This window comes from Ectothiorhodospira shaposhnikovii (assembly GCF_022227765.1).
In the GTDB taxonomy this organism is placed as follows: Bacteria; Pseudomonadota; Gammaproteobacteria; order Ectothiorhodospirales; family Ectothiorhodospiraceae; genus Ectothiorhodospira.
The window spans coordinates 117,100-138,900 of record NZ_JAJMLZ010000005.1 but is presented as its reverse complement, the minus strand read 5'-3'; the positions used below and the strand labels follow the sequence as shown (position 1 = coordinate 138,900).

At 61.6% G+C, this 21,801-nt stretch carries 20 protein-coding genes; 8 read left to right on the top strand and 12 right to left on the bottom strand.

Translation table 11 applies throughout. The features are described 5' to 3' along the window. Positions 1-17 precede the first annotated feature (17 nt). The 10 genes from LQD11_RS08430 to dnaA all read right to left on the bottom strand — a co-directional run bounded on the left by LQD11_RS08430 (position 18) and on the right by dnaA (position 14,412). Entirely contained in the window at positions 18-1,682 is a 1,665-nt protein-coding gene (locus tag LQD11_RS08430) for a methyl-accepting chemotaxis protein (protein ID WP_238617147.1), read from the bottom strand. Between the two features lie 97 nt (positions 1,683-1,779). Beyond that, positions 1,780-3,252, bottom strand: coding sequence for a 4-hydroxy-3-polyprenylbenzoate decarboxylase (gene ubiD / locus LQD11_RS08425; RefSeq protein WP_238617146.1), 1,473 nt, complete (start codon positions 3,250-3,252; stop codon positions 1,780-1,782). A gap of 55 nt (positions 3,253-3,307) precedes the next feature. Continuing rightward, on the bottom strand, positions 3,308-4,075 hold the full coding sequence (xth, locus tag LQD11_RS08420; RefSeq protein ID WP_238617145.1) for an exodeoxyribonuclease III: 768 nt from the start codon (positions 4,073-4,075) through the stop codon (positions 3,308-3,310). Beyond that, a complete protein-coding gene (gene prlC, locus LQD11_RS08415; RefSeq protein WP_238617144.1) occupies positions 4,072-6,120 on the bottom strand; it encodes an oligopeptidase A in 2,049 nt (682 codons plus the stop codon). Before prlC ends, xth begins: the two co-directional genes overlap by 4 nt. Positions 6,121-6,218: 98 nt before the next feature. After that, on the bottom strand, positions 6,219-7,139 hold the full coding sequence (locus tag LQD11_RS08410) for a GIDE domain-containing protein (RefSeq protein WP_238617143.1): 921 nt from the start codon (positions 7,137-7,139) through the stop codon (positions 6,219-6,221). A gap of 25 nt (positions 7,140-7,164) precedes the next feature. Next, positions 7,165-7,737 (bottom strand): LemA family protein, encoded by a 573-nt coding sequence (locus LQD11_RS08405; protein WP_238617142.1) that lies wholly within the window; start codon positions 7,735-7,737, stop codon positions 7,165-7,167. Positions 7,738-7,855: 118 nt separating this feature from the next. Continuing rightward, positions 7,856-10,279 (bottom strand): DNA topoisomerase (ATP-hydrolyzing) subunit B, encoded by a 2,424-nt coding sequence (gene gyrB, locus LQD11_RS08400; protein WP_238617141.1) that lies wholly within the window; start codon positions 10,277-10,279, stop codon positions 7,856-7,858. A 247-nt stretch (positions 10,280-10,526) separates the two neighbouring features. Next, positions 10,527-11,603: a DNA replication/repair protein RecF gene (gene recF, locus LQD11_RS08395; protein WP_238617140.1), complete on the bottom strand. Its 1,077-nt coding sequence runs from the start codon at positions 11,601-11,603 to the stop codon at positions 10,527-10,529. 78 nt (positions 11,604-11,681) lie between these two features. Further along, a complete protein-coding gene (gene dnaN / locus LQD11_RS08390; protein ID WP_238617139.1) occupies positions 11,682-12,782 on the bottom strand; it encodes a DNA polymerase III subunit beta in 1,101 nt (366 codons plus the stop codon). A gap of 241 nt (positions 12,783-13,023) precedes the next feature. Continuing rightward, the gene (gene dnaA, locus LQD11_RS08385; protein WP_238617138.1) at positions 13,024-14,412 is read right to left on the bottom strand and encodes a chromosomal replication initiator protein DnaA; all 1,389 of its coding nucleotides are present in this window, start codon (positions 14,410-14,412) and stop codon (positions 13,024-13,026) included. 202 nt (positions 14,413-14,614) lie between these two features. Here dnaA and rpmH point away from each other — a divergent pair, with 202 nt between their 5' ends. The 6 genes from rpmH to LQD11_RS08355 all read left to right on the top strand — a co-directional run bounded on the left by rpmH (position 14,615) and on the right by LQD11_RS08355 (position 19,774). After that, positions 14,615-14,749, top strand: coding sequence for a 50S ribosomal protein L34 (gene rpmH / locus LQD11_RS08380; protein WP_083838800.1), 135 nt, complete (start codon positions 14,615-14,617; stop codon positions 14,747-14,749). Continuing rightward, a complete protein-coding gene (gene rnpA / locus LQD11_RS08375; RefSeq protein WP_238617137.1) occupies positions 14,688-15,131 on the top strand; it encodes a ribonuclease P protein component in 444 nt (147 codons plus the stop codon). Before rpmH ends, rnpA begins: the two co-directional genes overlap by 62 nt. Beyond that, on the top strand, positions 15,107-15,358 hold the full coding sequence (gene yidD, locus LQD11_RS08370; protein ID WP_008932108.1) for a membrane protein insertion efficiency factor YidD: 252 nt from the start codon (positions 15,107-15,109) through the stop codon (positions 15,356-15,358). Before rnpA ends, yidD begins: the two co-directional genes overlap by 25 nt. Then, positions 15,351-17,033 (top strand): membrane protein insertase YidC, encoded by a 1,683-nt coding sequence (gene yidC, locus LQD11_RS08365; protein ID WP_008932109.1) that lies wholly within the window; start codon positions 15,351-15,353, stop codon positions 17,031-17,033. Before yidD ends, yidC begins: the two co-directional genes overlap by 8 nt. Positions 17,034-17,163: 130 nt before the next feature. Continuing rightward, positions 17,164-18,504, top strand: coding sequence for a tRNA uridine-5-carboxymethylaminomethyl(34) synthesis GTPase MnmE (gene mnmE, locus LQD11_RS08360; protein WP_238617136.1), 1,341 nt, complete (start codon positions 17,164-17,166; stop codon positions 18,502-18,504). Between the two features lie 19 nt (positions 18,505-18,523). Further along, entirely contained in the window at positions 18,524-19,774 is a 1,251-nt protein-coding gene (locus LQD11_RS08355; protein ID WP_238617135.1) for a GGDEF domain-containing protein, read from the top strand. Here the strand turns inward: LQD11_RS08355 and LQD11_RS08350 are convergent. Further along, complete coding sequence (locus LQD11_RS08350; RefSeq protein ID WP_238617134.1) at positions 19,753-20,439, bottom strand: class I SAM-dependent methyltransferase; 687 nt, start codon at positions 20,437-20,439, stop codon at positions 19,753-19,755. The genes LQD11_RS08355 and LQD11_RS08350 overlap by 22 nt on opposite strands. A gap of 130 nt (positions 20,440-20,569) precedes the next feature. Here LQD11_RS08350 and LQD11_RS08345 point away from each other — a divergent pair, with 130 nt between their 5' ends. Then, positions 20,570-21,064, top strand: coding sequence for an acyl-CoA thioesterase (locus LQD11_RS08345; protein WP_238617133.1), 495 nt, complete (start codon positions 20,570-20,572; stop codon positions 21,062-21,064). A 39-nt stretch (positions 21,065-21,103) separates the two neighbouring features. Continuing rightward, positions 21,104-21,400 (top strand): circadian clock KaiB family protein, encoded by a 297-nt coding sequence (locus LQD11_RS08340; RefSeq protein WP_008932114.1) that lies wholly within the window; start codon positions 21,104-21,106, stop codon positions 21,398-21,400. Between the two features lie 61 nt (positions 21,401-21,461). Here LQD11_RS08340 and LQD11_RS08335 read toward each other — a convergent pair whose 3' ends face one another. Next, positions 21,462-21,602 (bottom strand): hypothetical protein, encoded by a 141-nt coding sequence (locus LQD11_RS08335; protein ID WP_238617132.1) that lies wholly within the window; start codon positions 21,600-21,602, stop codon positions 21,462-21,464. Between the last annotated feature and the right edge of the window lie 199 nt (positions 21,603-21,801).

Here is a 21,801-nt window from a genome sequence, read left to right as displayed (position 1 = left end):
CGTGCCCCATGTCCGGCTCAGCGCTTGCCGGTCCGGCCGTTTCCTTCACTGCGATACCCGATACGGAATCCTCCCCAGTGCCGTCCCTTCACATAGATCGGCACCGACAGGTCGTGCATCACCTCTCCCGTATCACGCTTGTAGGTCTGCAACAGATAAGGTTTCTGGTGGCTGCCGCAACGGGAACCGGTCCGGTCCTTGAAGATGCGCTTGGTGCGGTTGTTGATCAGATCGCGCTGATAGTCCCCGGTCAGGGGCTGAGTGTAGCGACGGTTGTGGGTGGGGAAATACCCCCGATCATCCACCGCGCCGGCATAGGATACATGGTCGTCGCGCTCCAGGATCGGTTCCTGAATGGCGGGCAGCACCTGGTCGGTGAAATCATCGAAGCGCGTCTTGTACTTCACCGGATCCGTGCCGGGAATCGGTTTGTAGTTGCGGTCAAACAGATCATCCAGGCGGATGCGGCCCTTGTCGCAGGCCTCGGCAAAGGCACGTCCCACGGCGGTGGCGGCCTGCTCCGCTTCCCGGCGCATCCGGTCATGGATGCCGCCCAGCCCCATGTCCCCCAGCAGTTCGTAGATCAACTCCGCCCGTTCCGAGAGCCTGTCCGCTTCGGTGGAGAGGGTGGTCACATCCTGCTCCGTCTCGCTCAGGTGGGCGCTGACCGTCTGGATGGAACCCGTGACCTGATCCAGATGGGTATGGTTTTCCTCGCTGCCACTGACCACCGTCTGGATGCTGCGGTCCGCCGAAGCGGAGTGTTCCAGAATGGCCGTCAGCTTCTCATCCACCGTGGCCGTGCGTCGCGCGCTCTCCTCGACGGCCTCCACCAATTGATGAATCGTGGCGACGGCATGGGAGGTCTCGGTATGGATCTCATGGACCATCTGCGCAATCTCACTGGTGGCGGACGAGGTGCGCGTGGCCAGGCCTCGCACCTCGTCCGCCACCACGGCAAACCCGCGGCCCTGCTCTCCGGCCCGGGCCGCCTCGATGGCCGCGTTCAAGGCCAGCAGATTGGTTTGCTCGGCAATCCCCGTGATGACTTCGGTGATGCGCTGGATCTCCCCAGCCCGGCTCTCAAGACTGGTCATGAGCGCGGAGGCCTGCTGCATGCGCTCCTTCATCTGTTCCATGTGTCGCAAGGCATCGGCGACACACTCATGCCCCTCATGACTGGCCTGATTGGTACGCCTGGAACTTGCCACGGCCTCGCCGGAGCTTTGCGCGGCGGCCTGGACCGTGGCCGAGATCCGGGTGGAGGAATCGGCAATGCCGTTGACGCTGGTGACCTGTGCGTGGACCCGTTGCTTGAGGGCATTGCAGGAAAAGGCCACTTCGGCCGCCGACACGGCGATGAGCGATCCGGTTTCCGCCAGCTTGTCGGTCAGATTCCGGTAACGGTTCAGCTGCCTGGACACGGCCTCGATCCTGGGATCGACCCCGTCGGGCATGGGGCCACCCTGAAGCTGCCCGTACAGGGCCTGAAGGTCACGCTCACGGGGGGCAAACCAGCGGCGCTCCAGCAGCAGGAAGGTGATTGCCACGGCCGCAACGGCACCGACCATGACCGCCGGCAGGCCGGGGCCCATCAACCAGTGCATCAGCAGGGCGAACACAACCGCCCCCCCGCAGACAGCCGCCGCCCATGTCAGGCGAATCAATATGGATCGGTCCATCCTTTTGCAGTCCCCTCAAGCCTCGTGCCGGAAAAAATAGCATATTGCCATATCACAATGGCGGCACCGACCGCGAGGACTTGATGCCGGATGCCCGTCAGTCTCCGTCCAGGCCCAGATCCTTCCAGATCTCGTCCACCCGCCGTTTCACCGCCTCGCTCATGACGATGGGGGTCCCCCATTCCCGGGTGGTTTCACCAGGCCATTTGTTGGTGGCGTCAAAACCCATCTTGGACCCCAGCCCCGATACCGGGGAGGCAAAATCCAGATAATCAATAGGGGTATTGTCGATGGTGACCGTATCCCGACCCGGGTCCATGCGGGTGGTCATGGCCCAGATCACATCCTTCCAGTCACGGGCATTGATGTCATCGTCCACCACGATGACAAACTTGGTGTACATGAACTGGCGCAGGAAGGACCACACCCCCAGCATCACCCGCTTGGCGTGCCCGGCATACTGCTTGCGGATACTGACCACCGCCAGGCGATAGGAACAGCCCTCCGGCGGCAGATAGAAATCCGTGATCTCGGGAAACTGCTTCTGCAGGATGGGCACGAACACCTCGTTCAGGGCCACCCCCAGGATGGCGGGTTCATCCGGTGGCCGTCCGGTATAGGTGCTGTGATAGATGGGGTTCTTGCGGTGGGTGATGCGCTCCACGGTGAACACCGGGAAGTTGTCCACCTCGTTGTAATACCCGGTGTGGTCTCCGAACGGCCCTTCCGGCGCCATGTCATCGGGATGAATCACCCCTTCCAGGATGATCTCGGCGGTGGCCGGCACCAACAGCTCGTTACCGATGCAACAGGTCAATTCGGTGCGATCCCCGCGCAGCAGTCCGGCAAAGGCATGTTCCGACAGGGTATCGGGCACCGGGGTCACCGCGCCCAGGATGGTGGCCGGATCGCAGCCCAGCACCACGGAGACGGGGAAGGGCTCGCCGGGGTGATCGATCTGCCAGTCACGAAAATCCAGGGCACCGCCACGGTGGGAGAGCCAGCGCATGATCACCCGGTTGCGTCCGATCACCTGCTGGCGGTAGATACCCATGTTCTGCCGTTCCCGCCGCGGTCCCTTGGTCACCACCAACCCCCAGGTGATCAGGGGGCCGGCGTCGCCGGGCCAGCAGGTCTGCACCGGCAGGTTGCCCAGGTCCACGTCGTCGCCTTCCAGCACCACCGCCTGACATTCGCCGCCCCGCACCTTCTTGGGCGCCATGTCCAGCACCTTCTTAAAGATGGGGAGCGTCTTCCAGGCTTCCTTGAGGCCCTTGGGCGGGTCCGGCTCCTTGAGGAAGGCCAGTAGCTTGCCCACTTCCCGCAGGGCCTCCACCGAGTCCTCCCCCATGCCCATGGCCACCCGCCTGGGGGTGCCGAAGAGATTGCCCAACACCGGCATGTCATACCCGGTGGGACGCTCGAACAGCAGGGCAGGGCCGCCGGCCCGCAGGGTACGGTCGCAGATCTCGGTCATTTCCAGATTCGGATCCACGGGAATCTGGATACGCTTGAGTTCTCCCTGGGCCTCCAGGCCGGAGATGAAGTCACGCAGGTCGCGGTATTTCATGGGTTTTCCATATATTCACGGATAACGATGGCAGGGCACGCCCCCGGCCATTAGATCACAGATCAAAACAGGCCAGTACCGGTGCATGATCCGACGGCCGCTCCAGACGGCGGGGTGCGGGATCGATCTCCGATCCCAGACACCGCTCCGCCAGGGCCTGGCTGGCCAGGATCAGATCGATCCGCAGGCCCCGGTTGCGCCGAAATGCCGCCGCCCGATAATCCCACCAGCTGAATGCACCCTCCGGCTGCTCGAACCGGCGGAAAACGTCTTCCAGGCCCAGCTCCAGCATGGCACGCAAGGCCGCCCGCTCCGGGGTGGAACAGAGAATCCGTTCATGCCAGGCCGCCGGGTCATGGACATCCCGATCTTCCGGGGCGATATTGAAATCCCCCAGCACCACCACTTGGCCATGACGGTCCAGCTCCGCTTTCACGAACGCCGTCACCCGGACCAGCCAGTCCAGTTTGCGGGCGTACTTGTCCGAACCCACCTCCGAGCCGTTCACCACATACAGGTTGATTACCCGGACCCCGTTCACCGTCGCGGCCAGGATACGTCGCTCGGGGTCATCGACACCGGGCGGATCGGTCACCGGATCCTCTGCCGGCACGCGGGTCAGCAGGGCCACCCCGTTATAGGTCTTCTGCCCTGCATACAGGCAGTGATACCCCGCCGCCCGCAATGCCTCCAGCGGGAAGGCCTCATCCACCGTCTTGGTTTCCTGCAGCGCCAGCACATCCGGCTGCTGCCCTGCCAACCAGTCCAGCACATGGGGCAGGCGCACCTTCAGGGAATTGACGTTCCAGGTGGCGATCTTCATGCCGCCGCGTCCACCAACCCCGAATGTCGCAGCAGGGCCTCGATCTGCGGATCACGACCGCGGAAGGCCCGGAACAGCTCCAGGGCAGGGCGGGCGCCACCCTGTTCCAGGATTTCCCGCAGAAAAGCGGTACCCACCTCCGGATTGAACAGACCTTCCTCCTCGAACCGGGCGAAGGCATCGGCCGACAGGACCTCAGCCCACTTGTAGCTGTAATAACCGGCCGCATAGCCACCGGCGAAGATGTGGGAAAAGCTGTGCTGAAAGCGGTTGAAGGCGGGGGGAATCAGCACCGCCACCTGGCGGCGCACCGCGTCCAGGGTATCCTGAATGCGCCCCCCCCGGGTCGGGTCGTATTCCGCGTGCAGACGCATGTCGAAGAGGGAAAACTCCAGCTGGCGCACCATCTGCATGGCGGCCTGGAAATGACGGGTGGCCTGCAGCTTGTCGAACAGGACACCGGGCAGCGGCTCGCCGGTTTCATGATGACCGGCGATGAGATCCAGGGCTTCCCGCTCCCAGCACCAGTTCTCCATGAACTGGCTGGGCAGTTCCACCGCATCCCATTCCACACCGTTGATGCCCGCCACGTCCGGATAGTCCACCCGGGTGAGCATGTGGTGCAGCCCGTGGCCGAACTCATGGAACAGGGTCAGCACCTCGTCATGGGTGAAGAGGGCGGGCTTGCCGCCCACCGGTGGAGTGGAATTGCAGGTCATGTAGGCCACCGGCAACTGCAGGTGCTCGCCGTCGCGCAGACGGTTCAAACATTCGTCCATCCAGGCACCGCCGCGCTTGCGGGCACGGGCATAGAGATCCAGATAGAACCGGGCTCGGGGCGTGCCGTCCGGGTCCTGAATCTCGTAAAAGCGGACGTCATCGTGCCAGACCGGAGCATCCGCCACCCGAGTGATCCGCACCTGATACAGGCGCTCCACCAACTGGAACAGCCCCTGCAACACCCGATCCACCGGGAAGTAGGGCTTGAGATCCTCCTGAGAGAGATCATAGGCATGCTTGCGCAGCTTTTCCGAGGCATAGGCCAGATCCCAGGCCTGTAGGTCTTCAAGCCCCAGGTGGTCCGTGGCGAAGGCCTGCAGGGTCTCCAGTTCCTTGCGGGCGGCAGGACAGGCCCGCTGGGCCATTTCGGACAGAAATCCGACCACCTGTTCCGGCGATTCGGCCATTTTGGTGGCCAGGGACAGATGGGCATAGCTGGGATACCCCAGTAACCGGGCCTGTTCATGACGCAGGGCCAGGATCTGTTCCATCACCTGAGAGTTGTCGAAGCGGCGGTCATGGGGGCCCTGGTCGGAGGCCCGGGTGACATAGGCCGTATAGACCTCGCGGCGCAGGTCACGATCGTCGGCATAGGTCATGACGGCGTAGTAGGACGGGAATTCCAGGTTGATCAGATAACCGTCTTCCTTGTGCTGGCGGGCATTCTGCAACAGCATCTCCAGGGCGGATTCAGGCAACCCCCTGAGATCTTTCCCATCGGCAACGATCCGTTTCCAGGCCTGGGTGACATCCAGGACGTTTTCCTCGAAACGGGAGGTGAGCTGGGACAGTTCCTGGGCAATGGCCTTGTAGCGGGCCTTCCTGTCTTCGGGCAGATCGACGCCGGAGAGGTGAAAGTCTCGCAGGGCATTGTTGATCACCCGTTGCTGGGCTGGGGCCAGTTCGGCGAATCCGGGACCATCGGCAATGCTGCGAAAGGCCTGGAACAAGGCCAGATTCTGACCCATTTCCGTGGCATAGTCGGACAACTTGGGCAGGCAGGCATTGTAGGCCTGGCGCAGTTCATCGCTGTTGACCACGGAGTTCATGTGCCGCACCGGTGACCAGATCCGGTTGAGGCGGTCTTCCAGCAGGGACAGGGGATGGACCAGGGTCTCCCAGGTGAAGGGACCGGGTTGGTTCAACAGGGCCTGGATGGCGGTCCGGTTGTCGGCCAGCACCTGATCCACGGCGGGTTCCACGTGTTCCGGACGAATCTCGGCAAAGGGGGGAAGGCCCTGCATCTGGAGTAATGGGTTGTTCATTGCAGTTCCGGCATCAGATTGAGTTTCCAACATCCGGGGCAGGGTAGGGTGTAGCAGACCGATGCCTCGATGTCTGACTGTTATATACAGGTAATGTATCACAAGCCTGACGGGGCAATGCGGGTCAGCACCACCCATGCCAGGGCGCCGGCGGTCAGCAGAAACGAGAGACCGCTGAACCGGGCAAGCCATCGATAGCGTCGCACCAGGCGATCCTCGGAAATGGCGGAGAGGATATAAGGGCGGCGGCGGTCGGGGCCCCGGCTCATGATATGGACCGCCGGGGCATCGGCGCGTTCAGCGCGACGGAGCAGGGCCTTCTGAATGGCTGCCTGCCGGGCACGTTCCCATTCCTCCATGTCGATCTCGCCATCCTGATTGGTGTCGAAGCGCTTCATGATGGACGCGTCCTTCTTCCAGCGACCGAGAATCTCTGCCACCTCCAGGTTCAGCGGACTGTCATCGCTGGTCCCCTGGGTACGGAAGTAGCCGATGGCATAGAGATCCTCATCCAGGTGCAGACGGCGTTCCGTGTAACGATACTGGCCCATTCCCAGCAGGCTGCCCCCTCCCGCGGGGCCGATCAGGGGTCTGGGCGCGCTGCCATGCCAGATATCCCGGTGCACACAGACCACCTGTGCGCCTTCCGGGTCGATCAGGCATTCTCCCGTGTCATCCTGCAACAGGAACAGGTTGTCACTGCGGCCCTGTTCAACACGACGCCAGGTCTGATTGCGACCAGCGCTATCACGCCGCTCGATTTGATAGGTATACCAGGCACAATGAGTGCCCGTCAGGGGTGCGATGATGGGAGGTCCCGGCATCAGCCGGGCCTGACCCACCAGTTCCAGGTACCCCTGGGCCGCAGACCGGATGCGGGAGGTCGGGGTATCCGCGATGAGGCGCTTGCGGTAACTGCCGCGCATGAATCCCCAGAGCGATCCCAGCAGGAGCAGGACCAGAACCGCAACAAGGAAGGCATACTCCCCGGCATCCATGAGCCGGACCGAGGTGGCCATGCCCTCCAGCATCGTGCTTCAGCGCCTAGCTGAACAGGGCACGGACATCCACGTCCTGCAGTTCCCGCCGGGAAAACTCCAGTAGTTCGAAGGGGCCGAAACGGAACAGGTGGGCAATCACCACGTCCGGAAACTGTTCGATGCGGACATTGTTGCGATTGACGCATTCGTTGTAATACTCGCGCCGATCGGCAATGGCGTTTTCCAGACCGGTGATCCTTGACTGCAGATGGCGAAAGGTCTGGTCTGCCTTCAGTTCCGGGTAGGCTTCGGCCACGGCAAAGAGATTGCCAAGGCCCACTCTCAGCATATCTTCCGCCTGCCCCAGGGATTTCATGTCCTGGTTCTGCTGCGCGGCGGCCACCTGACTGCGGGCACGCATGACCTTTTCCAGGGTGTCCTGCTCATAGGACATGTACTGGCGGCAGACCTCCACCAGCTTGGGCAGCTCGTCGAAGCGCTGCTTGAGCAGAATATCGATGTTGGACCAGGCCTTGGACACCCCATGCTTGAGGCTGACCAGATTGTTGTAGATGATCACCGCATAGAGGGCGATCAGGATGAAGATGCCAAGCATGACATAGCCGCCGATATCCATGGTCCTCGCCTCGTGGTCTTTGAAGACTTCGATGGGAGCTATTCTGCCCCATTCCCCCCGTAAAGTATGCCCTTCCCGGACCGGCAAACCATGCCACCGGTCCGATCCCGCGTTTTCATCAGATGTCCAGATTGGATACCGTCAGCGCATTGGCCTCGATGAATTCCCGGCGCGGTTCCACGTGATCGCCCATCAGGGTGGTGAAGACCTCGTCGGCCCGCACCGCATCCTCCACCTGCACCTGCAGCAGGCGCCGGGTTTCCGCATTCAGGGTGGTTTCCCAGAGCTGTTCGGGATTCATCTCGCCCAGACCCTTGTAGCGCTGGATGGACAGACCACGCCGGGCCTCCGCCAGCAACCAGTTCATCACCTCGCGGAAATTGCCGACCGGTTGGCGCCGCTCACCCCTCTGGATGTAGGCCCCCGTATCCAGCAACCCGTCCAGGCGTTCGGCCAGCTCGCGCATGACCCTGAATTCGGCGGACTCGAAGAAATCCGCGCCATAGGTCTCCTCGGTGCGCGCCCCATGCATCAATCGGGTCACCCGGGCCTGATATCCCCCCCGCTCATCGGCAAGAATGCGCATCTCGTAACGGGTGGCACCGGCGGCATCACTCTGCAACCCTTCCAGCAACCGCTTGAACCAGGTTTCAAGCCGGCCCTGGTCCTCCCGGTCGCCGTCATTGAGCGGCGAGGCGAACACCATCCGTTCCAGTAACTGCCGGTCATAGCGCCGTCCCAGACGCTCGACGGCGGCCATGACGCTGTTGTAACGACGGGCCAGGTCTTCCAGGGCCTGGCCGCTCACCGGCGGTGCCTCCGGATTGACCACCAGCTTGGCATCATCCAGGGCCAGACTGAGCAGGAGATTGCTCATCTCCAGCTCATCCTTGACGTAGCTTTCCTGCTTACCGCGCTTCACCTTGTAAAGGGGAGGCTGGGCAATGTAGATGTGCCCCCGGGCCACCAGTTCGGGCATCTGACGGTAGAAGAAGGTCAGCAGCAGGGTGCGAATGTGAGAGCCGTCCACATCCGCGTCGGTCATGATGATGATGCGGTGATAGCGCAGCTTGTCGGGATTGAACTCATCCTTGCCGATACCGCAACCCAGGGCGGTGATCAGGGTGCCCACTTCGGCGGAGGAGAGCATCTTGTCGAACCGGGCCTTCTCCACGTTCAGGATCTTGCCCTTGAGGGGGAGCACCGCCTGGGTACGCCGATCCCGTCCCTGCTTGGCGGAACCGCCCGCCGAGTCACCCTCCACGATGAACAGTTCCGACAGAGCCGGGTCCTTCTCCTGGCAGTCCGCCAGTTTACCGGGCAGGCCGGCCACGTCCAGGGCGCCCTTGCGACGGGTCATCTCGCGGGCCTTGCGGGCCGCCTCGCGGGCGCGGGCAGCATCGATGATCTTGCCGGTGATGCTTCTGGACTCGCCGGGGTTTTCCAGCAGGAAGGCCTGCAGGGTATCGCTCATCACCGATTCCACCACCGGCTTTACCTCGGAGGACACCAGCTTATCCTTGGTCTGGGAGGAGAACTTGGGATCGGGGACTTTCACCGACAGAACGGCGGTCAGGCCTTCGCGGGCATCGTCACCGCTGGTACTGACCTTCTGCCGCTTGAGGACACCCTCCGCCTCCATGTACTGATTCAGTGTCCGGGTGAGGGCGGAGCGGAAACCGGCCAGATGGGTACCACCATCCCGCTGGGGGATGTTGTTGGTGAAGCAGAAGATGTTTTCCTGGTAGGAGTCGTTCCATTGCAGGGCGACCTCCACCACAACCCCTTCCTTTTCCGCGTTCAGGTAGATCACGGTGGGGTGCAACGGTGTCTTGTTGCGATTGAGATGTTCCACGAAGGCGCGGATACCACCCTGATACTCGAACACGTCCCGCTTGCCGCCGTCCCGTTCGTCCTGGAGCTGGATGCGGACACCGGAATTCAGGAACGACAGTTCCCGCAAACGCCGCGACAGGATGTCGTAATGGTATTCGATATCGGTGAAGATCTCGGGGCTGGGCTTGAAATGGATCGTCGTCCCGGTGCGCTGGGTCTCGCTGACGGCCTTCAGGGGGGCATCGGGCACTCCCAGACGATAGGTCTGGCGATGGGTTCTGCCGTCTCGGTAGATGGTCATTTCCAGCCATTCGGACAGGGCGTTGACCACGGAAACACCCACCCCGTGCAATCCGCCGGACACCTTGTAGGAGTTGTCGTCGAATTTCCCCCCCGCATGGAGCACCGTCATGATGACTTCCGCGGCGGAGCGGCCTTCCTCGGGGTGAATGTCCACCGGAATGCCTCGGCCATCGTCACTCACACTGACCGAACCATCGCTATGGATGGTGACATTGATTTCCTTGCAGTAGCCCGCCAGGGCTTCGTCGATGGCGTTATCCACCACCTCGAAAACCATGTGGTGCAGCCCCGTACCGTCATCGGTATCACCGATATACATGCCGGGTCGCTTGCGAACGGCGTCGAGGCCTTTGAGGACCTTGATATTGGATGAATCGTAGGTCGGGGGCGTCTGATCGGTCATGCGGTGCCTGCCTAACATCGAAAGAGAGGCATTATATCACTTGCCGGCAGGGTCCCGCCGTCTCGCTCTTTTACGGCATTCCCGCCAACGCTCTACCGGTCGCCCAACCTCACCCCTTTGTCTTGCTTGTCAATCCGGCCACGCTCTCATCATTTTGACTGTCACCCTCACGAATTCTCTTTTGTCACTCCCGCCAATTTTTTATCAATGCCCCAACGGATGTTCCACGTGGAACATATACCAGGATTCAGCGAACCTCCTTCAACCGACCATGTTCCACGTGGAACATTCTGAAACGCAACCAGCCGCGGGCATCAATCTGGCGAGGATCGATGGCAGTGACAAAGATCTGGCAATCCAGCCCCTGGAGCAGGGCAAGCACGGCATCCCGGTGAACTTCGTCCAGCTCTGACGGCAAATCATCCACCATCACTACCGCTGACCGTCCACTCACACTCCTGAAGGCAGCCACTTGAGCCAGACGCAAAAGCAGCACGGCCGACTTTTGCTGCCCCCTGGATGCCCCATCAGCCAGGAGTACATCACCGCGACGAAACACCACGTCAGCCCGATGAGGACCGGAAAGGGTATAGCCCATCTCTCGCTCCCGGGGTCGGGCCGTCTGCAAAAGGGTCTTGAGATCCACGCCTTCGCGCCAACCACGACGATAGGCAATATCCACCCCCTCATTGCCTGGAAGCAGCGTTTCCAACTCGCGGACATGACGCAACAGTGTATCCAGATAGGACAACCGCGCACGATCCATGGCTTCACCGGATTGGGCAAGCAGTACTTCCCAGACATCCAGGGCCTTGTCATTCAGGCCGCGACGCAGGGCCTCGTTGCGCTGAATCAGCGCCCGTCGATAGTTCTGCCAATGCGCCATGGATTCGGGCGACTGGTAGAAGATCCCCCAGTCGAGAAAACCGCGTCGTTCAGCGGGGCTTCCTGACAGCAACTCATGACTGTCCGGATGAATGACCTGAAGGGGCAAGGCCTGGGCCAGTTCGGACTGACTGCGCACGGTTTTACCGTTGATCCTCGCCACCGTCCTGCCGCCGCCCTTGCGAATGCCCAGCGACACCTGTCGATCATCGAGCCGCAGACGCCCGGTCACCATCAGATCCCGGGCCCCATGGCGAATGACGGATTCCATCCGCTGTGTCCTGAAGGAGCGACCGGTGGCCAGCACATGAACCGCCTCCAGCAGGCTGGTCTTGCCCGAAGCATTTTCGCCCATCACCAGATTCAATCCGGAACAGGGCTCCAGCCGGGTTTTTTCAAACAGGCGGAGATTGAAGATATCGAGTCGTGTCAGACTCATGAGAGGGGAGACGGGACTGATGGGGAAAAGATGGGAAAGGGGCCTGGGCATCCAGGCCCCCGAAGATGGCAGCAGGAATTACAGACGCATGGGCATGACCACATAGAGGGCATCCTGAAAACCCAGGTCCCGAATCAGGACGGAAGAGCCGGGATCCTTGAACGTGGCTTCGAGGACTTCTCCCTGCAGATTGGCGACCACGTCCATCAAGTAGGTGACGTTAAAGCCGATCTCCAGCGACTCGCCACTGTAATCCACTTCCAGTTCTTCCTCCGCTTCTTCCTGCTCCGGGTTATGGGACTGGATCTTCAGAGTACCAGGAGACAGCTCAAACCGGACCCCCCGGTACTTTTCATTGGAGAGGATCGCCGTGCGTCCCAGCGCTTGTCGCAGGAGTTCACGATCCACCTTCAGCACCTGCTCACCATCCCGCGGAATGACCCGCTTGTAGTCCGGAAAACGCCCATCGATCAGCTTGGTGGTGAAACAAAGACCCGCCACACGCACCCTGAGATGATTCGCCGCGATCTGGATCCGGACGGGGTCATCACTGTGCTCCAGCAGGCGGGATAATTCCAGCACGCCCTTGCGTGGAATGATGACCTGCTGGGTCTCTTCCGTTTCCACAATGGACTTGAGCGTACACAGGGACAGGCGGTGACCATCGGTGGCCACCGTCCGGATCGTGCCCTTTTCCACTTCCAGCATCAATCCATTGAGGTAATACCGGGCATCCTGATTGGCCATGGCGAAGGATGTGCGACCGATGAGGGTGAGCAGTTCCCTCTCGGTGAGGGAAAACTCGATCCGGCTCTCGATTTCATCCAGGTTGGGGAAATCCCCCGCCGGCAGGGTCGTGAGTACAAAGCGGGATCGCCCGGACGACAACACGGCCCGCTCCCCACTGACCTGAATCCGGATTTCGGCCTCGTCCGGCAGGGCACGGCAGATGTCCAGAAGCTTGCGCGCAGGCAACGTGACTTCACCGGTTTCTTCAGAGGCGTATTCCAGCTCTGCAACCAACTCCACTTCCAGGTCAGTGGCGGTCATTCTTAGGTGCGTACCGTCACACCGAAGCAGCACATTGCCCAGGATCTGCATGGTATGGCGTTTTTCCACAGCCCCGATCACCTGCTGCAGCGGTTTCAGCAGCACTTCCCGTTGAATACTCAGTTTCATCTGGAACCGTCCGTCTTTAACTATTATTTAAAGAATATCTTTTTAATGATTGTAATAAGTCACCCGCCAAGCTCTGGATAACTTCTTAAATATTCAATCAATTCAATAATTTAACCAGAAAAAACCCTGTGAAATGATCGCCGTATAAGCGAACCTGGCACGTGTTGACGAGTTGTGGATAAATCCGGGCTCGGGCTTTCCTCAGTGTGGGTGCACACCTTTTCCACAGGGTTGGCTGTTTTCAGGTGGTCAATGTCCGCAGCAGGTTGATGAAATCCTCATTGATCCGCGCATCGGACTCGCGCAGCTCCACTACCTTGCGGCAGGCATGCAGCACGGTGGTGTGGTCCCGTCCCCCAAAGGCCTTGCCGATCTCCGGCAGGCTGTGATTGGTCAGCTCCTTGGCCAGGGCCATGGCCACCTGGCGGGGTCGGGTGATGGACCGGCTGCGCCGGGTGGACAGCAAGTCGGACACCCGGATCTTGTAATACTCCGCCACGGTCTTCTGGATGTTGTCGATGGTGACCAGCTTGTCCTGCAGGGCCAAAAGGTCATGGAGTGCTTCCTTGGCGAACTCCAGGGTGATGGGACGGCCGGTGAAATGGGCATTGGCGATGACCCGACGCAGGGCCCCTTCCAGCTCGCGGATATTGGAGCGGATGCGCTTGGCGACGAAAAAGGCCACCTCGCTGGGCAGATTGACGCCGGCTTCTTCCGCCTTGCGCTTGAGGATCGCGACCCGGGTTTCCAGCTCCGCCGGCTCGATGGCCACGGTGAGTCCCCAACCGAATCGGGACTTGAGCCGGTCTTCTAGGCCGTCCACTTCCTTGGGGTAGCGGTCACAGGTCAGGATCACCTGCTGCTGACTCTCCAGCAGGGCATTGAAGGTATGGAAAAACTCCTCCTGGGAACGCTCCTTGCCCGCAAAGAACTGAATGTCGTCAATCAACAGGGCATCCACCGACCGGTAGTAGCGCTTGAACTCGTCGATGGAGTTGTGCTGCAGCGCCTTGATCATGTCGGCCACGAATCGCTCTGAATGCAGGTACACCACCTTGGCATCCGGTCGCTCTTTGAGGATGGTGTTGCCGATGGCATGCATCAGGTGGGTCTTCCCCAGGCCGGTGCTGCCGTAGAGGAACAGAGGGTTATAGGCCTTGCCCACATTGGCGGCCACCTGCAAGCTGGCGGCGCGGGCAAGTTGGTTCGACTTGCCCTCGACGAAGTTGTCGAAGGTGAAGTTGGGATTCAGGTTGTTGGTGAACTGGGGTGAACTGGCCGCCGGAGCCGGAGCCGGACCGCGGGCCTGGGCCGCATCCGCGGCCGTGGTCACCGGTGTCACCGGCGTCGGCGGGGCAGGGCGCGCCACCGGTGTCGGCGGGCGGCTGCTGCCCACTTCCAGCAGCACACGCATGGAGTCATTGCCCAGGACCTCGGTGACGACCTGGGCGATACGCTGGAAGAAATGGTCCTTGACCCAGTCCAGCACGAATCGATTGGGAGCGAGCAGCCGTAATACGCCCTGTTCCTCCACTGCATGCAGGGGACGAATCCAGGTATTGAGTTGCTGTTCGGAGAGTTCACTCTCCAGACGCGACACGCATTGCTGCCACAAGGAGTTGCCAACCAAGGGTATCTCCAGTGGTAGGGGGTTGAGGGATGCGTAAGTCTACCCGCAGGCCCGCAAACTTATCCACACCTTTTTCCACATCCTTGTCCCCAGACCTTGGTTGACGCGGATTGACACCCATGTCAATCGCAGGTACTTTTACGCGCCTTAGATTGGGCGCTCTCTATCGCCCGTAAATAGAACTCAGCCACGGTCTGCCGTCATGAAAAGAACATTCCAGCCCAGTAACCTGCACCGCAAGCGCACCCATGGCTTCCGTGCCCGCATGGCTACCCGTGGTGGCCGCAAGGTGCTGGCCGCTCGCCGCGCCCGGGGCCGTGCCCGTCTTTGCCCCTGATCCTCTGATCGGGCTGAATGACCAGGGGTTTCCTCGCCACGTCCGACTGGTACAGGCGAGCGATTACCAACGGGTCTTCAAGGATGCACATCGGGTATCCCAGCCGCCCTTCACCGGGCTCTGGGTGCCGAGCCCGACCGAAGGACCGCGCCTGGGCATGGCCGTGGCAAAGAAGAATGTCCGCCAGGCCACCCAGCGCAATCGAATCAAGCGCCTGATTCGGGAGTCATTTCGCCGGCATCGGTCCGGCATGGCCCCCATGGACATGGTCATCATGTGCAAGCCGGGCGCCCAGCGCTTCAATAACGCCGATCTGCATCAGGCCCTGGAAAGACTCTGGAAACGGATGAGTAGCCAATGCGAAAAGTCCTTATCTTCCTGATCCAGGTCTACCGCTATACCCTGAGCCCCTTCATCGGGCAGCATTGCCGGTTCACCCCCTCCTGTTCCTGTTATGGAATGGAGGCCATCGAGAGACACGGCGCCCTGCGCGGCCTGTGGCTCACCGTCCGGCGACTGGCGCGTTGTCACCCCTTCTGCGAAGGCGGGTACGATCCTGTACCAGACCCCGCTCCAGGCCATCACAAACAGCCGCGAAATCATGGATAATCTCCGACCGATCCTGTACCTGTCACTGGTTTTCCTGCTGTTCCTGATCTGGCAGGCCTGGCGTGTGGACTATGGTCCCCAGCCCCAGTTCGATCCCCAACGCGCGGAAGCCACCCTCAATGGCCAGGAATTCCGCGACGACGTCCCCGATGCCCCTGCTTCCGAGGCCATGGATGCCCCCGTGGGCATGGACCCGGTGATGGCCGCTGATCGCCAGCGCATCCGCGTGGTCACCGATACCCTGGACCTGCTCATCGACACCCGTGGCGGGGATCTGGTACGCGCCGACCTGCCCACCTATCCGGTGAGCCTGAAGGAGCCGGACAATCCGGTACGCATCCTGGACGAGCGCTTGCGCGATTATGTGGCCCAGTCCGGCCTGATCCATGACCGTGTACCCGGCGTCGAGCACGCCGACCGTGCTCCATCCCACCACGCCGTGTTCCGTGCCGAGCGCACCGAATACCGCATGGAGGACTGGCAGGATGAACTCGTGGTCCCCCTGACCTGGGAAAGCGAGGATGGCATCCGCGTGACCAAGACCTACACCTTCCGCCGTGGCGACTTCCTGGTGGATGTCAGTCATCGGGTGGAGAACAACAGTGACGTCACCTGGACCGGTCGCCAGTACCGGCAGCTGCGTCATGGCCCCACCCCGGCCCGTGATTCCTGGTTCCTGTACACCTTCACCGGTGCCGCCCTCTATGACGGCAAGTACATCAAGGAATCCCTGGAAGACCTGGGCAGGAACGTCCAGGACCGCAATATTTCCGCCGGCTGGATCTCCATCATCCAGCATTACTTCCTCACCGCCTGGGTTCCGTATGCCGATGAGGTGAACCTGCTCTACAGCCGTGCCATCGGCACACCGGATCGGCCCCAGTACATCATCGGCCTGCGCTCCGAGCCGGTGAGCATCGCCCCCGGCGCCTATGACGTCCTGCAATCCCGCATCTGGATCGGCCCCAAGAAACAGCAACCCCTGTCCAAGATTGCCGATGGCCTGGAACTGACGGTGGACTACGGCATCTTCACGGTGCTGGCCAAGCCCTTGTTCTGGCTGCTGCGAGTGATCCATGACGTCGTGGGCAACTGGGGTTGGGCCATCATCATCCTGACCCTGATGATCAAGCTGGTGTTCTACAAGCTGTCCGAGACCAGCTACCGCTCCATGGCCAAGATGCGCGCCGTGCAGCCGAAGATGATGGCTCTCAAGGAACGTTTCGGCGACGACAAGCAGCGCATGAACCAGGCTCTGATGGAGCTTTACAAGAAGGAGAAGATCAATCCGCTGGGCGGCTGTCTGCCCATCCTGATTCAGATCCCCGTCTTCATCGCCCTCTACTGGGTGCTGCTGGAGAGTGTGGAACTGCGCCAGGCGCCGTGGATCTTCTGGATTCAGGATCTGTCCATCCGTGATCCCTTCTTCGTGCTGCCGCTGCTCATGGGTGCCAGCATGATCGCCCAGTACAAGCTGAACCCGGCCCCCATGGACCCGGTACAGCAGAAGATCATGATGGCCCTGCCCATCGTCTTCACCGTGTTCTTCGCCTTCTTCCCGGCGGGCCTGGTGCTGTACTGGCTGGTCAACAACCTGCTGTCCATTGCCCAGCAGTACTACATCACGCGCCAGATCGAAAAGACGGCCAACGGCAAGGGCGGCGGCAAGAAGTAACTCCACTTCCTGCTGGCCATCCATGGCCCGGCTGGGGACGGCCGGCGGTCTTCGAAAAAACCACCACGGTGGGGATTTCGGAAACCGCCGGTTTTCTCCATCCGGGCTATTTTTCGTGGGACTCACCGCCATGCACCGCAGCTTCGATACCATCGCCGCCATTGCCACCGCGCCAGGACGGGGAGGCGTGGGTATCGTGCGGGTTTCCGGCCCTCATGCCGCCGAGGTGGCGCGGCGCTGCCTGGGCAGACTGCCCAGCCCCAGACAGGCGCTCTACGGCCCCTTCCTAGATGCCCGGGGAGAGGTCATCGACGATGGCATCGCCCTGTATTTTCCCGGCCCCCATTCCTATACCGGCGAGGATGTCCTGGAACTGCAGGGCCATGGCGGCCCGGTAGTCATGGACCTGTTGCTGGGGGCCTGTCTGGAGATGGGTTGCCGCATGGCCCGGGCCGGGGAATTCACCGAGCGCGCCTTCCTGAACGACCGTATGGACCTGGCCCAGGCCGAGGCCGTGGCCGATCTGATCGATGCCGGTTCCGCCGCCGCCGTGCGCAGTGCCCGCCGATCACTGGAAGGCGGATTTTCCCGCCAGGTGGACCTGATCCTGTCGGCCCTGACCGAACTGAGAGTGTTCGTGGAAGCGGATCTGGATTTCTCCGAAGAGGAACTGGATCTGCTGGCGGAAGGGGATATCCAGTACCGGATCGAGTCCCTGCTGGATCAACTGGCCACCCTGACCGAACAGGCCCGGCAGGGCAATCTGCTGCGGGAAGGCGCCCACCTGGTGATCGCCGGGCGCCCCAATGCGGGCAAATCCAGCCTGCTCAATCGCCTGGTGGACCGGGAAGCCGCTATCGTCACCGCCATTCCCGGCACCACCCGGGACGTGCTGCGGGAACACCTGAGCCTGGACGGTCTGCCCCTGCACCTGGTGGATACCGCCGGCCTGCGGGAATCCGATGATCCGGTGGAGCAGGAAGGCATCCGCCGGGCCTGGGCCGAGATCGAGCGGGCCGACCTGGTATTGCTGGTGGTGGACGCCACCCAGGGGGAGGGCGAAGAAGAAGGGGAGATCCGTCGCCGCCTGCCGCCCCGGCTACCGGTCATCACCGTCTATAACAAACTGGACCGGCTCACCGAACTGCCGGCGGATGCCAGTGACGTGCTGTTCATTTCGGCCCGCACCGGCGAAGGCATCAGCACCCTGCGCGAGGCCCTCAAGGCCCAGCTCCACTACAGCGGTCACCCGGAGGGCCTGTTCACCGCCCGTCGCCGCCACCTGGACGCCCTGGCTCGCACCCGCGACCATGTTCAGGCCGCCAACGATCAGCTCATCATCACCCGCGCCACGGAACTGGTGGCCGAGGAACTGCGCCTGGCCCAGGAAGCACTGGGAGAGATCACCGGACGGGTGAGCGCGGATGATCTGCTGGGGGAGATTTTTTCTTCCTTCTGCATCGGAAAGTGACACACTGCCCAAACCAACCATGACCCAGGAACACCTCAAAACCCTGATCTTCATCCTGCTCCCGCCCGTAATGCTGGCCCTGGGCATGGGCGCGGCCATTCAAGGGGCCTGGCTACCGGAGTTGCCCCAGGGTTTGGTGGAAGTGATCCCCTGGCTGACGGGAGTGCTGGCGGGGGTACTGGCCTTTCTCTACGGCCGCACCCGCACGCTGATCTGTGTGATCCTGGTGCTGATGGTCTATCTGGGCAGCATGTTTCAGATCCGGCCCATGGCCATGACGACGGAAGCGGATCTACTGCCCGCCCTGGGCTACGCCCTCATGACCCTGATGGTCCCCCTGGTGTTCCTGGTCAACGCCTTCTGGTCCGAACGTTACCACCTGATGATGGATCTATTGCTCAGGCTGTCGGTATTTGGAAGCCTGGCGGGATTCGCCGTTCTCTTCGCCACGCAGTTTCCGGAAGGCATGGCCGACCTGTTGCTGACGACTCACTTGCCCGCCCTGCACTGGGACGGCTACGGCATGCCCCAGCTTTCCTTCTGGAGCCTGATCCTGTGCCTTGCCGTGATGGGATTTTTCGTGGTGCGCCGTCCGACGCCCCAGTGGGCCGGACAGTGGATCACCCTGGCCGGCATCGGCTGGATGCTGCCGCAACTCTTCCACGCCTATGCGGTGCCCCTGTTCACCGCCACCCTGCTGCTGATTCTCGCCATCGCCGTGGTGCATGAGTCCTTTCAGATGGCCTTTCGCGACGATCTTACTGGTCTACCCGGCCGTCGCGCCCTCAATGAACGGCTGCAACGCCTGGGGCGTTGCTACGCCATCGCCATGACCGACGTGGACCATTTCAAGAAATTCAACGACACCCATGGCCACGACCTGGGAGACCAGGTACTGCGAGTCGTGGCGGCCCAACTGCGCAAGGTCAGGGGCGGCGGCAAGGCCTATCGCTATGGCGGGGAGGAATTCACCATCGTCTTTCCCGGCAAGACGGCGGAACAATGCGTCCCCCATCTGGAAGCCGTCAGGGAAGCCATCGAGGCTTATGAGATCGCCATTCGCAACGAAGCATCGCGGCCCAGTAACAAGCGGGAGGGTAGAGCCAGACGCGGGCCGGGCAAGGAAAGAACCGTATCCGTCACCATCAGCATGGGGGTGGCCGAACGCAGCGTGGATCATCCTGACCCTCAGAGCGTCATCAAGGCAGCGGACCAGGCGCTGTATGCCGCCAAGCAGGCCGGACGCAATCAGGTCTGCTTGGCGGAGTAGGGGGCCAAGTCGGGCTTTCTCAACATCACCACATCATTACCCACCACCTCCAGGGTCATGCCCCTCCGCGCGGCGATCCAGCGGAAGGTCTGCTCGCTGAAAAAGCAGACATGGGTGGGGTCCAGGGTATAGTGCCAGCGGGCAAAACGCTGCCGGTCCAGGGCCCGCTTGGTCATGATGCCCAGCCAGCCGCCGGGCTTGAGCAGGGTCAGCAAGTGTTCGAGCACCCCGGCGGGGTCGGCCAGGTGCTCGAAGACCTCCGTACTGACGATGAAGTCATACTGCTGCGCCAGCGGTGCGGGGTCCGGGTGATAATGGAGATCATAGCCCACGCAGGACAGCCCGGCCCGGCGACACATCCCCACCAGGACCTGGCCGGCGCCGCAACCAAAGTCCAGCCCCGCGGCACCGGGGTTCACCCGCGCCAGCAGGGGTGTGAGCATGCGCCCCAGAAACCGCTGGTAACCTTCATCCGTGCCCTGATTCTGATGCAGATCGTAATAGGCCCTCTCCTGCGTGGCGCAGAGATGATAGGGGGGAGGCACGAAGGTCAGATCGCATTGCAGGCAGCGATGATAGTCGCGGAAGTGCACCCGGGGTCGGTCTTCACGATGAAAAAGCGGTGTCTCCAGGCCCCGGCACAGGGGGCAGCGATACAAGGGCATGGCAGGCATTCGTGGGAGCAAACGGTAATGTTCGCATGACACCGCGCGGAACAGTAGAATGCCGATGCTCGGATGACCGCTTCACACCGTCATCATGACCTGAATTCAACGGCTCCCAATGGTTTTCAGCATGTCCGACACACAGCCCGATTCCCGGACGGCATCCCATGAAACGATGGATCAGCAAGGGATCTTTTCCCGTCGTTTCACGGTGCCCGAGTCAGCCATCGACATCAATGGCCATGTCAACAATCTGGAATACCTGAAATGGATGCAGGAGATTGCCCTGGCCCACTCCGCAGCCCGCGGCTGGCACTGGGATCGCTATCAACAGGAAGGCAGTAGCTGGGTGGTGCGCTCCCACCTCATCGAATACCTGCGTCCCGCCCATGCGGGGGATGACTTGCGGCTACTGACCTGGATCGGAGGATTTTCTCACCGCGGCTCGCCACGCCATTACCTGTTTCTGCGCGCCGATGATCATCGTCCCGTGGTCCGGGCCAAAACCGAGTGGGTTTATGTGGATGCCGGGACAGGCCGACCCAGACCGGTGCCGGAGGCCTTCCGCAACGCCTTCACGGTGATCGATGACGAGCGCCGGGTGCTGGATATCTTCCGCTCATGATCCTCTGCCTGTCACCTTGCCCACCCATGCGAGCGGTCGATGCACCCTGAATACCATTTCAGGCTGTTCATCGCCGGCCAGACACATACCGCGCGAAGGGCCATGGATCATCTGCACGACTATGTCCGGTTGCTGGAAGCGCGGGGCATCCCCGTGAGCATGGAGGTGGTGGACATTCTCGAAGATCTGCAGGTGGCCGAGACCGAGCGCATCCTGGTCACGCCGGTTCTCATCAGGAAGCGCCCGGAGCCGGAATTGCGCGTGGTGGGGGATCTTTCGGTGAAAGCCCGGGTATTCTGTGCAATGGAACTGCCCGGCGAGGCGCCAGGAGACTGAATTCGGTTCCGGCGGGAAGACCTCAAGGTTCCGGCCAAGACCAGACGCCCCAAGGCAACAATCAGCGGTTGGGGCCATCATCTGTGTGCTGTTTTTCACCGTGACCGCAGGCGGCCACGTTCACCCCGACAACCGGCTCGGCCAGAAGCGGTTCGTCTGCTGACTTCTTGCTCCGGTTCAGCACCGTCGCCTTTTCAGGCATAAGGCGAGATCTCCCCAGGTAAGAACGCACTCCTTCGCTGCACAACCGCCGGATTTACGCCACTTCGCCTTGATCACGAGAGCTTTGCGGCCTCTTGCCTGCTCGCCCTGCCCGGCAGCGCCTTCTATCCGATTCTTGTCCATCGGTTCGCAGCTTACGCTCCACGCTTCCTCCCCACGATCGGTCACCCTCATGCGGT

Excerpts from the sequence above, each read along its gene's own strand:
- yidC (WP_008932109.1), top strand. The coding sequence starts at position 15,351 with ATGGATAATCTCCGACCGATCCTGTACCTGTCACTGGTTTTCCTGCTG.
- LQD11_RS08335 (WP_238617132.1), bottom strand. The coding sequence starts at position 21,602 with ATGCCTGAAAAGGCGACGGTGCTGAACCGGAGCAAGAAGTCAGCAGAC.
- mnmE (WP_238617136.1), top strand. The coding sequence starts at position 17,164 with ATGCACCGCAGCTTCGATACCATCGCCGCCATTGCCACCGCGCCAGGA.
- rpmH (WP_083838800.1), top strand. The coding sequence starts at position 14,615 with ATGAAAAGAACATTCCAGCCCAGTAACCTGCACCGCAAGCGCACCCAT.
- LQD11_RS08350 (WP_238617134.1), bottom strand. The coding sequence starts at position 20,439 with ATGCCCTTGTATCGCTGCCCCCTGTGCCGGGGCCTGGAGACACCGCTT.
- LQD11_RS08405 (WP_238617142.1), bottom strand. The coding sequence starts at position 7,737 with ATGGATATCGGCGGCTATGTCATGCTTGGCATCTTCATCCTGATCGCC.
- recF (WP_238617140.1), bottom strand. The coding sequence starts at position 11,603 with ATGAGTCTGACACGACTCGATATCTTCAATCTCCGCCTGTTTGAAAAA.
- LQD11_RS08430 (WP_238617147.1), bottom strand. The coding sequence starts at position 1,682 with ATGGACCGATCCATATTGATTCGCCTGACATGGGCGGCGGCTGTCTGC.
- LQD11_RS08355 (WP_238617135.1), top strand. The coding sequence starts at position 18,524 with ATGACCCAGGAACACCTCAAAACCCTGATCTTCATCCTGCTCCCGCCC.
- xth (WP_238617145.1), bottom strand. The coding sequence starts at position 4,075 with ATGAAGATCGCCACCTGGAACGTCAATTCCCTGAAGGTGCGCCTGCCC.
- LQD11_RS08340 (WP_008932114.1), top strand. The coding sequence starts at position 21,104 with ATGCACCCTGAATACCATTTCAGGCTGTTCATCGCCGGCCAGACACAT.
- gyrB (WP_238617141.1), bottom strand. The coding sequence starts at position 10,279 with ATGACCGATCAGACGCCCCCGACCTACGATTCATCCAATATCAAGGTC.
- ubiD (WP_238617146.1), bottom strand. The coding sequence starts at position 3,252 with ATGAAATACCGCGACCTGCGTGACTTCATCTCCGGCCTGGAGGCCCAG.
- prlC (WP_238617144.1), bottom strand. The coding sequence starts at position 6,120 with ATGAACAACCCATTACTCCAGATGCAGGGCCTTCCCCCCTTTGCCGAG.
- LQD11_RS08345 (WP_238617133.1), top strand. The coding sequence starts at position 20,570 with ATGTCCGACACACAGCCCGATTCCCGGACGGCATCCCATGAAACGATG.
- dnaN (WP_238617139.1), bottom strand. The coding sequence starts at position 12,782 with ATGAAACTGAGTATTCAACGGGAAGTGCTGCTGAAACCGCTGCAGCAG.
- yidD (WP_008932108.1), top strand. The coding sequence starts at position 15,107 with ATGCGAAAAGTCCTTATCTTCCTGATCCAGGTCTACCGCTATACCCTG.
- LQD11_RS08410 (WP_238617143.1), bottom strand. The coding sequence starts at position 7,139 with ATGGCCACCTCGGTCCGGCTCATGGATGCCGGGGAGTATGCCTTCCTT.